General features: G+C 70.6%; 14 protein-coding genes and 2 pseudogenes. 2 read left to right on the top strand and 14 right to left on the bottom strand.

What is annotated here, in order from left to right:
- Together BTZ20_RS26245 and BTZ20_RS29010 are read right to left on the bottom strand one after the other, a co-directional pair.
- Positions 1-567 carry a class I SAM-dependent methyltransferase gene (locus BTZ20_RS26245; RefSeq protein WP_077041283.1) on the bottom strand — a complete coding sequence of 189 codons (567 nt, stop codon included), beginning with the start codon at positions 565-567 and terminating at the stop codon, positions 1-3.
- A 29-nt stretch (positions 568-596) separates the two neighbouring features.
- Positions 597-728 (bottom strand): hypothetical protein, encoded by a 132-nt coding sequence (locus BTZ20_RS29010; RefSeq protein WP_262982565.1) that lies wholly within the window; start codon positions 726-728, stop codon positions 597-599.
- A 138-nt stretch (positions 729-866) separates the two neighbouring features.
- Between BTZ20_RS29010 and BTZ20_RS10260 the strand changes: the two genes are divergently transcribed.
- On the top strand, positions 867-1,526 hold the full coding sequence (locus BTZ20_RS10260; protein WP_077041282.1) for a response regulator: 660 nt from the start codon (positions 867-869) through the stop codon (positions 1,524-1,526).
- On the opposite strand, the gene BTZ20_RS10255 is transcribed toward BTZ20_RS10260, so the two are convergent.
- The 4 genes from BTZ20_RS10255 to BTZ20_RS10240 all read right to left on the bottom strand — a co-directional run bounded on the left by BTZ20_RS10255 (position 1,502) and on the right by BTZ20_RS10240 (position 4,773).
- Positions 1,502-2,686, bottom strand: a complete 1,185-nt coding sequence (locus tag BTZ20_RS10255; protein WP_077041281.1) for a sensor histidine kinase — start codon at positions 2,684-2,686, stop codon at positions 1,502-1,504. The two genes, BTZ20_RS10260 and BTZ20_RS10255, sit on opposite strands and share 25 nt — an antisense overlap.
- Positions 2,687-2,724: 38 nt before the next feature.
- Positions 2,725-3,609 (bottom strand): alpha/beta hydrolase, encoded by an 885-nt coding sequence (locus BTZ20_RS10250; RefSeq protein WP_077041280.1) that lies wholly within the window; start codon positions 3,607-3,609, stop codon positions 2,725-2,727.
- Positions 3,606-3,986, bottom strand: a complete 381-nt coding sequence (locus BTZ20_RS27190) for a hypothetical protein (RefSeq protein ID WP_077041279.1) — start codon at positions 3,984-3,986, stop codon at positions 3,606-3,608. Before BTZ20_RS27190 ends, BTZ20_RS10250 begins: the two co-directional genes overlap by 4 nt.
- 121 nt (positions 3,987-4,107) lie before the next feature.
- Entirely contained in the window at positions 4,108-4,773 is a 666-nt protein-coding gene (locus BTZ20_RS10240) for a TetR/AcrR family transcriptional regulator (protein ID WP_077041278.1), read from the bottom strand.
- An 84-nt stretch (positions 4,774-4,857) separates the two neighbouring features.
- Here BTZ20_RS10240 and BTZ20_RS10235 point away from each other — a divergent pair, with 84 nt between their 5' ends.
- Positions 4,858-5,994 (top strand): epoxide hydrolase family protein, encoded by a 1,137-nt coding sequence (locus tag BTZ20_RS10235; RefSeq protein WP_077041277.1) that lies wholly within the window; start codon positions 4,858-4,860, stop codon positions 5,992-5,994.
- Between the two features lie 59 nt (positions 5,995-6,053).
- Here the strand turns inward: BTZ20_RS10235 and BTZ20_RS10230 are convergent.
- The 8 genes and pseudogenes from BTZ20_RS10230 to mqo form a co-directional block, all read right to left on the bottom strand.
- Positions 6,054-7,531: pseudogene (locus BTZ20_RS10230) on the bottom strand (MFS transporter).
- Positions 7,532-7,542: 11 nt separating this feature from the next.
- Positions 7,543-8,768: pseudogene (cobA, locus tag BTZ20_RS10225) on the bottom strand (uroporphyrinogen-III C-methyltransferase).
- A 37-nt stretch (positions 8,769-8,805) separates the two neighbouring features.
- Entirely contained in the window at positions 8,806-9,171 is a 366-nt protein-coding gene (locus BTZ20_RS10220) for a cobalamin biosynthesis protein (protein ID WP_077041276.1), read from the bottom strand.
- On the bottom strand, positions 9,164-10,552 hold the full coding sequence (locus tag BTZ20_RS10215) for a cobyrinate a,c-diamide synthase (protein ID WP_411269121.1): 1,389 nt from the start codon (positions 10,550-10,552) through the stop codon (positions 9,164-9,166). The genes BTZ20_RS10220 and BTZ20_RS10215 overlap by 8 nt, the downstream gene beginning before the upstream one ends.
- The gene (gene cobO / locus BTZ20_RS10210; RefSeq protein ID WP_077041274.1) at positions 10,549-11,169 is read right to left on the bottom strand and encodes a cob(I)yrinic acid a,c-diamide adenosyltransferase; all 621 of its coding nucleotides are present in this window, start codon (positions 11,167-11,169) and stop codon (positions 10,549-10,551) included. The genes BTZ20_RS10215 and cobO overlap by 4 nt, the downstream gene beginning before the upstream one ends.
- A 23-nt stretch (positions 11,170-11,192) precedes the next feature.
- Positions 11,193-13,136 (bottom strand): magnesium chelatase subunit D family protein, encoded by a 1,944-nt coding sequence (locus tag BTZ20_RS10205; RefSeq protein WP_077041273.1) that lies wholly within the window; start codon positions 13,134-13,136, stop codon positions 11,193-11,195.
- Between the two features lie 167 nt (positions 13,137-13,303).
- Positions 13,304-13,774: a GNAT family N-acetyltransferase gene (locus tag BTZ20_RS10200; protein ID WP_077041272.1), complete on the bottom strand. Its 471-nt coding sequence runs from the start codon at positions 13,772-13,774 to the stop codon at positions 13,304-13,306.
- A gap of 12 nt (positions 13,775-13,786) precedes the next feature.
- Positions 13,787-15,331 carry a malate dehydrogenase (quinone) gene (gene mqo, locus BTZ20_RS10195; RefSeq protein ID WP_077041271.1) on the bottom strand — a complete coding sequence of 515 codons (1,545 nt, stop codon included), beginning with the start codon at positions 15,329-15,331 and terminating at the stop codon, positions 13,787-13,789.
- Between the last annotated feature and the right edge of the window lie 101 nt (positions 15,332-15,432).

The raw sequence follows: 15,432 nt of genomic DNA, 5'->3' as shown, positions 1-15,432 counted from the left end.
TTACGCGGTGATCGGTTCGGTGCGTGAAATCCCGGCACCGTAGACCGGATCAGGCTGGGCCGCTCCCGGTTTCGTTAGCATCCAGGCGTAGGCGGGTGGGAGGTTGGTCCAGACCTTCACGCGATCCTGCCGGAAGCGTGCGCGGAACTCGGCGAGCGCCCGCGCGCTGCCACGGCGGTGCCGACGGTGCCGGTCCCCGACGAACCAGTCGACTGCCGTACCGCCGAGGTACGAGAAGTAGGTGATGCAGCCGCCGGGCTCGAGCACCCCGTCGAGGGTTGCGCAGATCGCACGCGTCTCGTCCTCGGTGAAATTCGCGAACGGGAGTCCGACCACGATGACGTCGTACCGTTCGGCCGCCGCGAGGTCGACGATGTCGGCCTGGTGGATCACGATCCGCTCCGCACAGGCGCGGAGTGCGGGATCTGCGCCGATCTCCCGTCGGAGGTACTCGGCGAGTCGCGGGTTCCGTTCGACGCAGGTCAAGGTGTCGTTGGGGCCCATGCGTGCCGCGATGGCCCGGCTCAGCGCACCCGTCCCCGCACCGACCTCGAGGATCGACAGCACGGTGTCGGTGGAGCGGGCGATCGACCCGGTCAGCGCGCGTGCCAGTCGGGGCTGCTCGGCGCGAGCGCGCCCGTCGTACGCAGGTCGCGGCCGGCCTCGGCGGCGAACAGGGCGTGGCCGCCGAGTCGTGTCGGAGAGATCCTGGCGGCAATGTTCTTCATGTACCCACAGTGCGGGCGCCGAATGGTGTGCCGCATCGGTAATCCGGCCACCGGCACCCCCGACGAAAGTCGGTGCGGTCACCGGCGATCGGTCAGCGAAGTCGGTCCCGGCGTCGATTCCGCAGGTACATTCGCATCGTGATCTCCATCCTCGTCGTCGACGACGATCCGTTCGTGCGCCAGGGGCTGGCCGACATGATCGCCACCGACGACCAGCTGTCCGTCGTGGCGCACGCGTCGGACGGCGCCGACGCGGTGCGAGTTGTTCGGTCCCGTGACGTCGACGTCGTGCTGATGGACATCCGGATGCCGACGATGGACGGGATCGAGGCGACGCGCCTGATCGCGGCACTGCCGTCCCGTCCGCGAATCCTGGTGCTCACCACGTTCGATCTGGACCAGCACGTGTACTCGGCACTCGCGGCGGGCGCGGACGGATTCCTGCTCAAGGAGACACCTCCCGCGGAGATCCTCCGGGCCGTCCATGTCGTAGCGGCGGGCGGTTCGATGCTGCATCCCGGCGCGGCGCGGGCGCTGATCGATCGATTCCACCAGCAGACAGCGGAGTCCGCGCAGGCCGCGGCCGAGCGCATTTCGCGGCTCACCCCGCGTGAGACGCAGGTACTCGAGCGGGTCGCGCATGGGGACTCCAACGCCGACATCGCGGAGACGTTGTCGATGCGCGAGAGCACGGTGAAGGCGCACGTCAGTCGGATTCTCACGGCCCTGGGGGTCTCGAACCGGGTGCAGGCGGCGTTGGTGGCGCGCGACGCTCAGTTGCTCGGTGAGTCCGGCTGACCGTTGGGCCATGGCGAGCTGGCGAACACCCGGAAGCCGCCGTCGGCGGTGGGCCCGTGTTCGAACGTGCCCGCAGCGACCGTGACGCGCTCCCTCAACCCCTCGAGTCCCGTTCCTGACCCGTCCAGGGGCGTGGTCGCCGAGGATTCTGCCGGGGCTGCTGCATTGACGATCTCGATGCTCAGACGGTCACCGGGGGCTCCGTGGATCGCGATCGTGGTGGCGGCGCCCGCCGCGTGCTTGTGGATGTTCGTCAGCGCCTCCTGGGTCACGCGGAAGGCCGCGTGCGCCAGCACGGAGGGTGCCGGACGCTCCAGGTCCGCGCGGATGTCCTCCACGATCGGGACGCCCGCGGCGCGCGAGGCGGCGATGAGCGCCGGAATGTCCCGTAGCAGCGGCTGCGGCGGTTCCGGCGCGGGTTCGTCGGACGAGTCGCGGAGCACGCCCAGCACACCGCGCAGATCCTCGAGCGCACCTCGGGCGGTGTCGGCGATCAGCGTCGCGCTGCGCTGCACGCGGTCGGCGTCGGGTGCGCGGGTCAGCTGCAGGGCGCCTGCGTGCAGTGCGATCAGCGAGACCTTGTGCGCCACCACGTCGTGCATCTCGCGGGCAATTCGGCTGCGTTCGGCCAGCCGCGCCTGGGCGGCTCGTGCCTCACGTTCGGCCTCCGCTTGGCGCACACGATCGTGAAGTCCGTCCAGGTACGCGCGGCGCAGGCCGATGTAGGCGCCGAGCACGGCAAAGGCGGCGACTGCGAACAACGTCGAGCCCAGCGCCGTTGGATAGTCCTCTCCGGGCCGCCTGAAGAACGTGGAGGTGGCGTCGGTCAGAGCCCCGGCCACGGCCAGGATCCAGAGCCATCGGTCGCGGCGGCGAACCGCAAGAGTGCAGATCGCGATGAGCATCATCAGATTCGACCCGGACAGAGCACACACGAGAATGCCGAGGCACGTGATCGCGATCGGATACCGGCGTCGCCACCACAGGGTCATGGCGGCGGCGACCGAAATCGCCGACAACCAGAATGCTTGCGCCGAATGGTCGCCCGCCTGCACGAACCGCCCGACAAGGACGAAGATCGTCGCCGCCAGCAGCGCGATGTCGCGAATCCACGGAAGGCGGGGCTCAAGCCTCCGGCGGTACTCCTCGAGGGCGGTCACACGCTGAGTATGTCCCGTATCCGATCGCGAACGCTCGGTCAGCTGGTCCAGCGTCCAGGCGGAGGGTCCATGGAGGTGTAGGCGGGGAGCGGCAGCGGCTGATCGTTCAGAAAGGCCTCCAGCAAGCCGGTGTAGATCTCCGGCTGGTCCGTCGAGACCCCGTGCCCGGCGCCCTGGATGTCGACCAGCGTGGAGTGGGGGAAGGTGTCACGGTATTCGCGTGTGACCGGCCAACGGAGGAAGTCGCATTGCGCCGCCATGACCAGGACGGGAACCTGCGCGTTCGTGAGGGCAGGCCTGGGATCCGGAATGGAGCCGAAATCGGCGGTCGTCATCTGGTTGACGTAGAAGCCCTGCGGGTTGTTGTGCGGCGGCGTGGTGACCTCGCGTGAGCATGAGGCCCCGTCACGTCCGGTCAGGGCGACCTCGTGCATCCACGAGTCGGCTTCGGCGTCGGGGACGAACGCATGGGCGGCTGCGGGATTCACGCCCATCAGCAGTGATTGGGTGAGAATGCGCGGGTTGCCCATCAGTTCGTCGTAGCGGGCCTGCTGGGCGGGATCCATCTCGTGCCAGGGTTCGCCGACACCGTCGGGAAATGCCGTCGGCCAGATCGCCCCTGGCGCGACGAAGACAGCTTTCGCGACTCGATCGGGGTGCGCCGCGATGTACTGCGCCGTCAGCGATCCGCCCCAGGACCGTCCGACCAGGATCAATTGCTCGGCACCGAGTTCTTGCCGTATCGCTTCGAGATCGGCCACCTGGCGCTGCACGGTGTAGTCGGTGACATCGTCGAGTCGGGTCGAACGGCCCGCCCCCACTTGGTCATACGCGAATACGTCGTACCCCTGGGCGGCGAGTTCGGCGCCGGCGACCGGTATTCCCTCGCCGGGTGTTCCCGGTCCGCCGTGGACGAAGATCACCGGCGGCTTCGGGCAGGGAGTTCGGCGGCCGGGGCGTGGACGTAGGCGATTCGCGACCCGGTCGGCAGGTCCCAGTACTGGACGGCCGAGGGCGCGCCCGCTTGCGGCTGGGCCGGGAAGGGACTGAGAATCGTCGATGCTGCCAGCGCGGTGACGGCCACGCCGATCGCCGCGCTGAGTCCGGCCGCGCCCGTCCTCGCGCGACGCGCGCCCGTCAGCCGAAATCCCCACCAGCTCAACAGGAAACAAGCGGCAACGGCGACGAGCAATCCGGCGCAGAGGAACAGGGCCGGGGTGTCGACCACGGCGGCCACCAGGCCCACCGCCAGCGCGCCGGCGGCGATCGCCACCACGATTCCGACGACGATGGTCGCCACCCCCAGGGCGATACGCCAACGAGCGCGCGCCCTCCCGGGCGCCGCCAATTCTTGCGGTTCAACCGTCATCGCACGCCTTGTCCCCCTCATAGCCGGTTCGTCGCACCGTACTGGACGGTCGTTACACGCTGCCGGCCTCCGGGTTCCACCGCGACCCGAACTCCCCCGCCTGCGGTGGCGGTCCGGGCAGATCACCGCTCGCGGCCAGACCGTCGACGAGCAGGGCGAGGTGGCGGCGTCGCAATTGCCGGGTCCGCTCCGGGTCCGGAATCCGGATGGCGGCGCACCCCTCGAGCAGCAGCCCGAGATCAAGGGTGACGATGTCGGCACGCAGGCGCCCCGTCGCGCGTGCCCGCTCGACGAGGGCATCGGTCAGCTCGTGGGAGCGCATCGCGTCGCGCCCCATCTCCTCGGTCGGGGTGAACGCCCCCGCCAGGTGCACCGTCAATGAGTGCACATCGGCTTCGACCACCCTCTCGAGAAATCCGGTCAGTCCGCGCCACGCGTCGGCGTCCTCGAGGCCCATTTCCGCCTCGGCGATGTAGCGGCGCAGGCCGTCGTGACACAGAGTACGCAGGAGGTCCTCCTTGCCTGGGTACCGGCGGTAGAGCGCGCTGATCCCGACGCCTGCACGCTGAGCCACCGCGGTGATGGGCGCCTTCGGATCGGACAGGAACACCTCCCGCGCGGCCTCGAGGATGACTCCGTCGTTGCGCGCCGCCTGCTGTTTGCGCCCCGGCAGCCCGGGCCTGCTCTCGCGAACTGCGCTTTCAGTCGATTTCGGCATGCACCGACGATAACACTGGAACGGAATGATCCGATCTGTTACGTTCAAACGGAACCGAACATTCCGTTCTAACGAGGAGTAGCCGTGAACGACATCCGCCCCTTCGCCATCGACGTCCCGCAAGCCCAGCTCGACGACCTGCACGAGCGGCTGCGACGCACGCTGTGGCCGAACGAGCTGCCGGGCGTCGCCGACTCGTACGGTGTCCCGAACGATCGGGTGCGCGCGCTCGCCGCCCGGTGGCTCGACGGATTCGACTGGCGCGCCGTCGAGGCGAGGATCAACTCCTACCCACAATTCGTCACCGAGATCGACGGCGAGGACATCCACTTCCTGCACATCAGGTCGTCCCGGCCGGACGCCACGCCGCTGGTGCTCACGCACGGATGGCCGGGGTCGATCGTCGAGTACCTCGATGTCATCGCCCCGCTCACCGAGCCGGAGTCCCCCGATTCACCCGCGTTCCACCTGGTGATCCCGTCGATCCCGGGCTTCGGCTTCTCCGGCCCGACGCGCAGCACCGGCTGGAATCGGTACCGCACCGCCAGGGCCTGGATCGAGCTGATGCATCGGTTGGGCTACCAGTCGTACGGGGCGGTCGGCAATGACGGCGGTTCGATGATCGCGCCCGAGATCGGCCGCCTCGACCCGTCGAACGTCGTCGGCGTGCACGTCACCCAGCTGTTCTCCTTCCCGTCCGGCGATCCGTCCGAGTTCGAGGGGCTCTCCGACGCCGACCAGGCGGCCCTCGAGCACCTGCAGTGGTTCCACGCGAACAAGATGGCGTTCAACACGCTGCACAGCCAGCAGCCGCAGACCCTCGCCTTCGCCCTCGCCGACTCGCCGGTGGGGCTCCTCGCGTGGAACGCACAGCTTTTCGGCGAGGGCCTCGATGCCGATTTCGTCCTCGCGAACGTCGCCATCTACTGGCTGACCGGCACCGCCGGGTCCTCGACGCGGTTCTACTACGAGGATGCCCACGCCACCGACCACCCGACCGCGCCGACCACGGTGCCGACCGGTCTCGCGATGTTCGCAGGCGACTTCCAGTCGATCCGCCGGTTCGCCGAACGCGACCACAGCAACATCGTCAGCTGGAATTCCTACGACACCGCCGGGCCGAGCGGCGGCGCGAACGACGCCGCCGGACACTACGCCGCGCACGAGGCGCCCGAGGTCCTGGTCGGCGATATCCGTCAGTTCTTCGCCCAGTTGGCCTGACCGGAGGCCAGGCAGTACTCGGAGGCGTTCACCCATACGGGAACGCCTCCGAGACGCGCCTAGGACTCCTGTGCCGCCTTCTCCGCAGCCTGCGCCTGGGCGACCTGCTGCGGGTGAACCGGATGAACAGGGCCACGACGGCGGCGAGGGCGGCGAAGATCGCGCAGCCGAGCAGGGCCGTCGTATAGCCCTCGCTGAGTGCGAACAGCTGGTCCGCGTTCATGGTCGCCGCCACCCCGGAGGTGCCGCCGAGCGAAAGCGTCTTGGACGTCGCCATCGCGCCGACGATCGCCAGTCCGATCGGGCCGAAGAGCACCTGGGCCACCTGGGCGATCGCGGACAGCGGGCCGATCTCGTGCTGCCCGACCCCGGCGATCGCGCACAGCGGCAGCGGCACCACCGCGAGGCCGACACCGAATCCGACGCCGACCACCAGCATGAACAGGTTGCCCATGTACGTCGCCGAGGTGTCCAACGTGGAGCCGTACAGCAGGCCGAGCGTGGTCAGGACGGTGCCTGCGACGATCAGCCACCGGGGCTGGACACGGACCGCGAGCTTGGACGCCACGAACGCCGCGGCGCCGAGGCCGAAGGCGAACGGCACGAACGCCATGCCCGCGGCGAGCGGGCTGTAGCCGAGGATGTCCTGCACGTACAGCGCGACGAACGGCGCCAGGCTGAACATCACCGCGCCCACCAGCGCGATCGCGATGAAGGTGGCCACCCGGTTCCCGTTGCGGAACAGCGAGAACGGCAGCAGCGGGTTCTCCGCCCTGCGCTCGACCAGGAGGAACGCCGCCAGCATGCCCAGCCCCACGACCAGCGCCGCGATCACCGGCGGGCTCGTCCAGCCCATCTCCGCGCCCTCGGTGAACCCGAAGACCACGCCCGTGCAGCCCAGGGTCGCGAGCACCGCACCCGGCACGTCCAGCTTGAGCCGCTCGGCGCCGGTCTCCACCAGCGAGGGAACGGCGAGGCCGATGATCAGCAGCCCGATCGGCACATTGATCAGGAAGATCCAGCGCCATGACACCTCGGTCAGGGCGCCGCCGACGATCAGTCCGGTCACCGAACCGATACCGGTCATGGCCGCGAAGATCGCGATCGCCTGGTTGCGGACCGGGCCGGGCGCGAATGTCGTCGCCACCAGGGCCAGCGCGGTCGGTGACGCGATCGCCGCACCCACGCCCTGCAGTGCCCGCGCCGCGATCAGCGAGATCTCGCCGGTGGCGAGTCCGCAGATGAGCGAGGCCACCGTGAACAGCACCACGCCGCCGATGAAGACCCGCTTGCGCCCGAAGGCGTCGCCGAGCCGACCACCCAGCAGCATCAGGCCGCCGTAGGTGAGCGCGTAGGACGTGATCACCCAGTTCCTGCCCGCGTCGCTCAGGTCGAGGTCCTGCTGGATCCGGGCCAGGGCCAGCGACGCGACGGTCCCGTCGAGCACCATCATCAGCTGCATACCGCCGAGGACGACGATGGCGAGACCGAAGGCTCGCGTGGTCACGGGGTACTTCACGACAGTGGAGTCAGGCACGGTCGCCCAGGTTACTGCGCGTCGGCGGTCAGGCCCGCGACCGGCCCGATCACGATGATGGCGGGCGGGCGGATGTTCTCCTCGCGAACCCGGGCAGCGACGGTCGCCAGATCGGCTCGCACCACCCGCTGGGCGCGCGTGGTGCCCTCCTGGATCACGGTCACCGGGGTCTCGGCCGGCCTGCCGCCCTCGGTGAGCACGGCGGCGAACTTCTCGATCCGTTCCACCGCCATCAGCAGTACCAGGGTGCCGCGCAGCTTCGCCAGCGCCGACCAGTCCACCAGCGAGTCGGGGTGGTCCGGGGCGATGTGCCCGCTGACGACGACGAACTCGTGCGTGACGCCGCGGTGCGTCACCGGGATCCCGGCCGCGGACGGCACGGCGATCGCGCTGGTGATGCCCGGTACCACGGTGACCGGCACCCCGGCGGCCGCGCAGGCCTGCAGCTCCTCGAAGCCGCGGCCGAACACGTACGGATCGCCGCCCTTGAGCCGGACCACGAACTTGCCGGCCTTGTAGCCGTCGATCAGGGCGGCGTTGATCGCCTCCTGCGCCATCGCGCGGCCGTACGGGATCTTCGCCGCATCGATGACCTCGACCTGGGGGCCGAGCTCGGCGAGCAGCTCTGGCGGCGCGAGCCGGTCCGCGACCACGACATCGGCCCGGGCCAGCAGCCTGCGGCCGCGGACGGTGATCAGGTCCGGGTCGCCGGGTCCGCCGCCGACCAGCGCGACGCCGGGCGCGTGCGGCTCGGCGACGTCCACCACGCCGCCGGACTGCAGGGCCTCGACCAGCGCGGTGCGCACCGCGGCCGAGCGGCGGTGGTCGCCGCCCGCCAGCACGCCGAGCTCGAGCCCGTCGAAGGACGCGCTCGCGGGGTGACGGCGGTGCCGTTGCGGGCGCTGTCGGCGCGGACGCAGAAGATGCGGCTGCGCTCCGCCTCGGCGACGACGGCGGCGTTGGTGTCCGGCTCGTCGGTGCAGGCGATGGCGTACCAGGCGCCGTCCAGGTCGCCGTCGGCGTACGCGCGCAGGTCGATGGTGATCTGGCCGCCGGTGGCCATCGCCTCGACGGCGGGGGTGACGGCGCGGCTGACCACGTGCACCCTCGCCCCGCAGGCCACGAGCAGGCCAAGGCGCCGCTGTGCGACGGTGCCGCCGCCCACGACGACCACCCGTCGATCGGTCAGGTTGAGCCCTACGAGGTAGTTGGGCTCGTCTCCGGCCGCTGCTGGCACTTCACGCTCCTTGACTGGGATGTCGGGGGTCTTCGGGCTACCAAACATTACGGGCGACGGCAACGGTGACGCCATTGCGGGCGCGTTTGCGCACCAGCAGGTCGCCGCCGCCCGCGCCGAGGACCGCCGCGGCCTCGGCGACGCTCGGCGTCCCGACCTCGGCCGCGACCCGTCCCGAGGGTGTCGGCACGTCCACGGCCGAGAGTTCGTCGGCCGTGAACCCGAGCACCGGCACACCCAGCTCGGCCGCCGCGATGGCGATCGAGGACTCGGTGGCCTTGCGCTCGAGGGTGGCCAGCGCGTGCAGCTCGGTCGGGTCGTCGACGACGGCACTGATCGCGGCCAGCACGGTGTCGGGGTCCACCCCGTCACGGGCACCGATGCCCACTACCAGATCACCCATTGGACGCCTCGAAATCTCTTGCCGCGGAGACGAACCGGCGCACGGAGGCCGGATTCCCCGCAGGATGGGTGTGCAGGTAGGAGGCGTGCACGCCGCCGCCCGCGAAGCCCTCCCGCGCCGAGGCTCCTGCCGCCCGCCAGCCCCAGGCCGGGGCCCAGCCGTCCACCGATGCCGACGCGAGCCGGGTCCGGTGGAACTCGTGACCGACCACCCTCGTCCCCGGTTCGAACAGCACCGACTCCCCCAGCGCGACGGCCTCCCGGTAGCCCAGCGTCAGCGACGTGCCGAACTCCGCATCCACCCCGATCACCCCCGCCATCGGGTGCCCGTCGAGGCGACGCGCCAGGTACAGCAGGCCCGCGCACTCGGCGTGGATCGGCATCCCGCGGCGCGCCAGCTCGCGGACGGTGGTGAGCAGCGGGATGTTCGCCGCCAGCTCGGGCGCGTGCTCCTCAGGGAACCCGCCCGGCAGCACCAACGCGGCCGCGCCGTCGGGCAGCTGATCGACGGCGGGGTCGAAGGTGCACACCCGCGCGCCCGACGCCTCCAGCAGCTCGCGATGCTCGGCGTAGCCGAACGTGAACGCCGAGCCACCAGCCAGCGCCACAACGGGGGCGGGTCCCGGCGCGTCCGTGCCGACCTCGTCCACGGCATCCCATGCCGGTGCGCCGACGCTCGAGCGGGCCAGCGCCCGCACGGCGGGCAGGTCAACGTGCCGCGCGATCAGCTCGGTCATCGCGTCCACCGCGTCGGTGGCGGCCCGGCCGTGCTCGACGGCGGTGATCAGGCCGAGATGCCGCGAGGGCACCGCCAGCTCCGCGAGCCGGGGCACCACCCCGAGCACCGGCACCCCGACCCGGTCGCAGGCCTGGCGCAGCACCTGCTCGTGCCGCTCGCTGCCGACCCGGTTCAGGATCACCCCGCCGATCCGGACGCCGCTGTCGAAGGTCGCGAATCCGTGCAGCACCGCGGCCAGCGACTGGCTGTGCCCGCGGGCGTCCACGACCAGGACGACCGGGGCACCGAGCAACCCGGCCACCTGGGCCGTCGACCCCTCCGCGGCGCCCTCGGGCGCCGGGTCCGCGATCTTGCCGTCGAACAGGCCCATCACGCCCTCGACGACGGCGATGTCGCAGCCCGCGCTGCCGTGCCGGTACAGCGGACCGATCCGGTCCGGGCCGACCAGCACCGGGTCCAGGTTGCGTCCGACCCGACCCGCGGCGAGGCCGTGATAGCCCGGGTCGATGTAGTCGGGCCCCACCTTGAACGGTGCCACCCGATCACCGGCCGCGCGCAGTGCACCGATCAGACCCGTTGCGACGGTGGTCTTTCCGCTGCCGGATGCGGGTGCCGCGATGACGACCGCCGGAACGGTGTTCACCACTCGATGCCCCGCTGGCCCTTGCGTCCGGCGTCCATGGGGTGCTTGATCTTGGTCATCTCGGTGACGAGATCGGCCGCCTCGATCAGGGCCTGCGGCGCGTCCCGGCCGGTGATCACCACGTGCTGGTTCCCCGGCCGCGAAGCCAGCACCTCGACCACCTCGTCGACGTCAACCCAGCCCCACTTGAGCGGGTAGGTGAACTCGTCGAGGACGTAGAACTTGTGCTCCTCGTTGGCGATCCGGCGGGCCACCTCGCGCCAGCCGTCCAGCGCGACGCGGGCGTGGTCCTCGTCCTCGCCCTTCTTGCGGGTCCAGGACCAGCCCTCGCCCATCTTGTGCCACTGCACCGGTCCGCCGACGCCGGTGGACTCGTGCAGCTCACCGAGCGCGCGGAACGCCGACTCCTCGCCGACCTTCCACTTCGCGCTCTTGACGAACTGGAACACCCCGATGTCGAAGCCCTGGTTCCAGGCGCGCAACGCCATCCCGAACGCGGCGGTCGACTTCCCCTTGCCGGGTCCGGTGTGCACGGCCAGCACCGGCGCGTTGCGGCGCTGCCGGGTGGTCAGGCCGTCGTCGGGGACGTTCTCGGGAAGCGGTACACCCTTGGGCATCGTCTGCTACTCCTCTTTCCGTTCTAGGCCGCGAGCTTCGAGGTACCGGCCCGGACGACGCCGGCCACCTGCTCCGCCGAGAGCTCGCCGAGCCGGATGTAGGCGCCCCGCAGCGCGGTCGCCAGGTCGCGGGCCAGGCCGAGCCGCACCATGCCGGACTCGCAGTCCACCACCACCGAGGCCACCGACTCGCCGGCGAGCAGGGTCGCGGCCACCCGGGCGCGATGGACGGGGTCGGTTCCGCCGGTCGCCCGGCCGTCGGTCAACGCGACCACCATCGCCCGACGCTGGGGGTCGCGCACCTTCTCCCGCAGCACCACCTCGCGAGCCTTCAGGAATCCTTGCGCCAGTGGGGTTTTACCGCCGGTACGCAGTGAGCGCAGTCGCCGGACCGCGACGTCGACGGACGAGGTGGGCGGCAGCACCAGCTCGGCGGCCGCGCCCCGCACGGTGATCACCGCGACCTTGTCGCGGCGCTGGTAGGCGTCGCGCAGCAGCGAGACGACGGCGCCGGTGACCGCGGAGAGCCGGTCCCGCGCGGCCATCGAGCCGGACGCGTCGACCACGAAGACCACCAGGTTGCCCTCGCGACCCTCGCGGTGCGCCCCGCGGATGTCGCCGGGCGCCAACAGCATCCGGCCGTCCCGCCGTCCGCGGGCGACCTGGTGCTCGGCGGCCGCGAACAGGGTGCCGACCAGGTGCAGCCCGCGACCCGGTTCGGTGGTGGGTCGCACGGTCCGGCCCTGCGCGGAGCGCGAACGCGAGCGTCTGCCTGGCGCACCCTCGCCGACACCGGGAATGGTCAGCAGCCGGGTCTTGAACTGGGCGGAGGGGGCCGCGGCCTGGCGCTCGGGGGCGCGCCCGGGCGCCGAGACGTCCTGCCGCGGCTCCTCGTCGCCGGACCCGGCCGGTTCCTGCGGTCCGTCGTCGGGCTCCGGCGTGCCGCCGCCCGGCCCGTCGGGATCCGGGTCGGGCTCAGGGTCCGGTTCCGGCTGGGGCTGCTCTGCCTGCTCGGCGGCGTCCCGCATCGCGTCCTCGAGCTGCTGCGGGTCCAGACCCGGCTCGTCGAACGGGTCGCGGCGGCGCCGGTGCGGCAGCGTCAGCTCCGCGGCGATCCGCACGTCCTCCTCGGCGACGGCGTCCGCGCCGCGCCAGGCGGCGTGCGCGGTGGCCGTGCGGGCCAGCACCAGATCGGCACGCATGCCATCGACGTCGAAGGAGGCGCACAGCGCGGCGATGCGGCGCAGTTCGGTGTCGCTGAGTTCGATGGCGGGCAGGGCCGCCCTTGCCGCGGCGATGCGGCGGGCCAGCGCCGAGTCCTCGTCGGCGTACCGGGCCGCGAATCCGGCGGGGTCGGCCTCGAAATCGAGGCGGCGACGCACCACCTGCATGCGGACGTCCACCTCGCGCGAGGCCGCCACGTCGACGGCGAGGCCGAAGCGGTCGAGCAGCTGCGGGCGGAGTTCGCCCTCCTCCGGGTTCATGGTCCCGACCAGGACGAACCGCGCGGGATGGGAGTGGGAGACGCCGTCGCGCTCGATGTGCACGCGGCCCATCGCGGCGGCGTCGAGCAGCACGTCCACGAGGTGATCGTGCAGCAGGTTGACCTCGTCGACGTAGAGCACGCCGTCGTGGGCCGCGGCGAGCAGTCCGGGCTGGAAGGCCCGCTCCCCGTCCCGCAGCACCTTCTCCAGGTCCAGCGAGCCGACCACCCGGTCCTCGGTCGCGCCGACCGGCAGCTCCACCAGCCGGGCGGGCCTGCCACCGTTGCCGTCGTCGACGGGCGGCAGCAGCGCGGCGAGCGCGCGCACCACCGTCGACTTCGCGGTGCCCTTCTCGCCCCGCACCAGCACGCCCCCGATACCGGGGTGCACGGCGCAGAGGGTCAGGGCGAGCCGGAGCGTGTCCTGACCGACGATCGCACTGAACGGAAATCCCGGTTCGGACCCGGTACCAGCTTGTGCCACAGCGCTTTTCCCTTCACTCCCCGGTGTCCACGCCGAGGGTTCGGACCTTGATCCGCTGCCGCGGCGATCTGACTCCGGTTCCGGACGTGGCCGAATCCATCACAGTGGCGGGACCGTGCCTGGTTCACACAGGACTTCCCCGCAGCAGGGATTGTCGGGTCCTGACTCTAGACCTCGCGCCAGGGCTCGCCGCCACCGCGCCGCATCGGCACGTGCGGGATGCCGTCCTCGATGAACTCCTCGCCGTCGGGGGTGAACCCGTGCTTGGCGTACATGTCCACCAGGTGGCTCTGCGCGCTCAGCCGGCACGGCGACGACCCGACCTCCGCGAGCGCCGTGCGCAGCAGCCTGGTGGTGTGCCCGTGCCCGCGCGCGTCCGGACGGGTGCACAGCCGTCCGATGCGGTACGAGCTGCCGTCGTCGTGCTCCTCCATCAGACGGAGGGTGCACACGATCTGGCCGTCCTGCTCGATCCAGAGGTGCCTGGTGCCGGGGAGCAGGTCCCGCCCGTCCAATTCCGGGTACGGGCAGGCCTGCTCCACGACGAACACGTCGACCCGCAGTCTCAGCAGGTCATAGAGCGTGCGGAGGTCCAGATCGAGCGCCCAGGCGCGATGCAGCGCCGCTGTTGCCGTCATACGGTGTGACTATCACACCGCGGCGGAGGCGGTCTCCTGAACGTCGGTGTCGAGTTCGAGCACGCGGCTGGACCAGTCCCAGACCTCGGTGAACAGCGACTTGTCGTCGGAGAGCTTCACGCCGAGCGAGGGCACCATCTGCTTGAGCTGCGGCTCCCAGGACGCGAACCGGTCCCCGAAGCAGCGCTTGAGGACGTCGAGCATCGCCGGGACCGCGGTTGAGGCGCCGGGCGAGGCGCCAAGCAGACCCGCGATCGAGCCGTCCGCGGCGCTGATGACGGCGGTGCCGAACTCGAGCACGCCACCCTTGCGCTTGTCGCGGCGGATCACCTGGACGCGCTGGCCTGCCGTGATCAGCTCCCAGTCCGCTCCGATTGCCTCGGGGACGAACTCGCGCATGGTCTCGATGCGACCCTCCGCATTCTTCGCCAGCTCGCTGACCAGGTACTTGACCAGGCCGAGCTCGGAAACGCCGACGCCGAGCATGGACAGCAGGTTGTTCGGCTTGACCGAACCGGGCAGGTCGGTGACCCGACCCTCCTTGAGGAACTTCGGCGACCAACCGGCGTACGGGCCGAACAGCAGGCCCGGCTTTCCACCGATGACGCGGGTGTCGAGGTGCGGCACCGACATCGGCGGGGCACCGACCGCGGCCTTGCCGTACACCTTCGCGCGGTGCTGATCGATCAGCTCCGGGTTGGTGCAGCGCAGGAAGGCGCCGCTGACGGGGAAGCCGCCGAAGCCCTTGGCCTCCTTGATGCCGGACTGCTGCAGCAGGTGCAGGGCGCCGCCGCCTGCTCCGACGAAGACGAACTTGGCGTTGACGGTCTTGCGGCCGCCGGTGCGACGGTTGTGCACCTTGAGCTTCCAGCTGCCGTCGGACTGCTTCTTGATGCCGGTGACCTCGTGACCGAAGTGCACGGTGCCGCCGGAGGAGGCGACGTGGTTGAGCAGCTGCTTGGTCAGCGCGCCGAAGTCGACATCGGTGCCGCCCTCGGTCCAGTTCAGGGCGACGGGGTCGGAGAAGTCGCGACCCTTGGCCATCAGCGGCAGGCGGCGGGCGAACTCGTCCGCGCTGTCGGTGTACTCCATGCCGTTGAACAGCGTGTGGCCGGCGAGGGCGTCGTAGCGCGCCTTCAGGTACTTCACGTTGTCCGCCCCGTGCACGAAGCTCACGTGCGGGATGGGGTTGATGAATTCCTTGGGAGCGGTGAGGATGCCCTGTTCGAGCGCGTGCGCCCAGAACTGCCGGGAGACCTGGAACTGCTCGTTGACCGTGATCGCCTTGGCGATGTCGACGGAGCCGTCCTTGTTCTCGGGGGTGTAGTTGAGCTCACACAGAGCCGAGTGTCCGGTGCCCGCGTTGTTCCACGGGTCGCTGCTCTCCGCGGCGGCGGCGTCGAGCCGCTCGAACACGCTGATCGACCAATCCGGCTGCAGCTGCCGCAGGATGGCTCCGAGGGTCGCACTCATGATGCCCGCACCCACGAGCACTACATCGGTCTTGGTCTCTACCGCGTTGTTGTCTGACACTGGAAAATCGACTTCCTTGTCCATTGGCAGTGCGCAGTCGCGCCGACTGCAGCGGATAGGTTACCCGCGCGTATACGCGTCGTTCACCTCACCCAATTGTGCGCCACTGCGGGGGGCATTCCTGC

Source organism: Rhodococcus sp. MTM3W5.2 (genome assembly GCF_001984015.1).
GTDB classification, from domain to species: Bacteria; Actinomycetota; Actinomycetes; order Mycobacteriales; family Mycobacteriaceae; genus Rhodococcus_G; species Rhodococcus_G oryzae.
The sequence above is the reverse complement of the archived record's forward strand: the minus strand, read 5'-3'. Positions and strand labels throughout refer to the sequence as shown.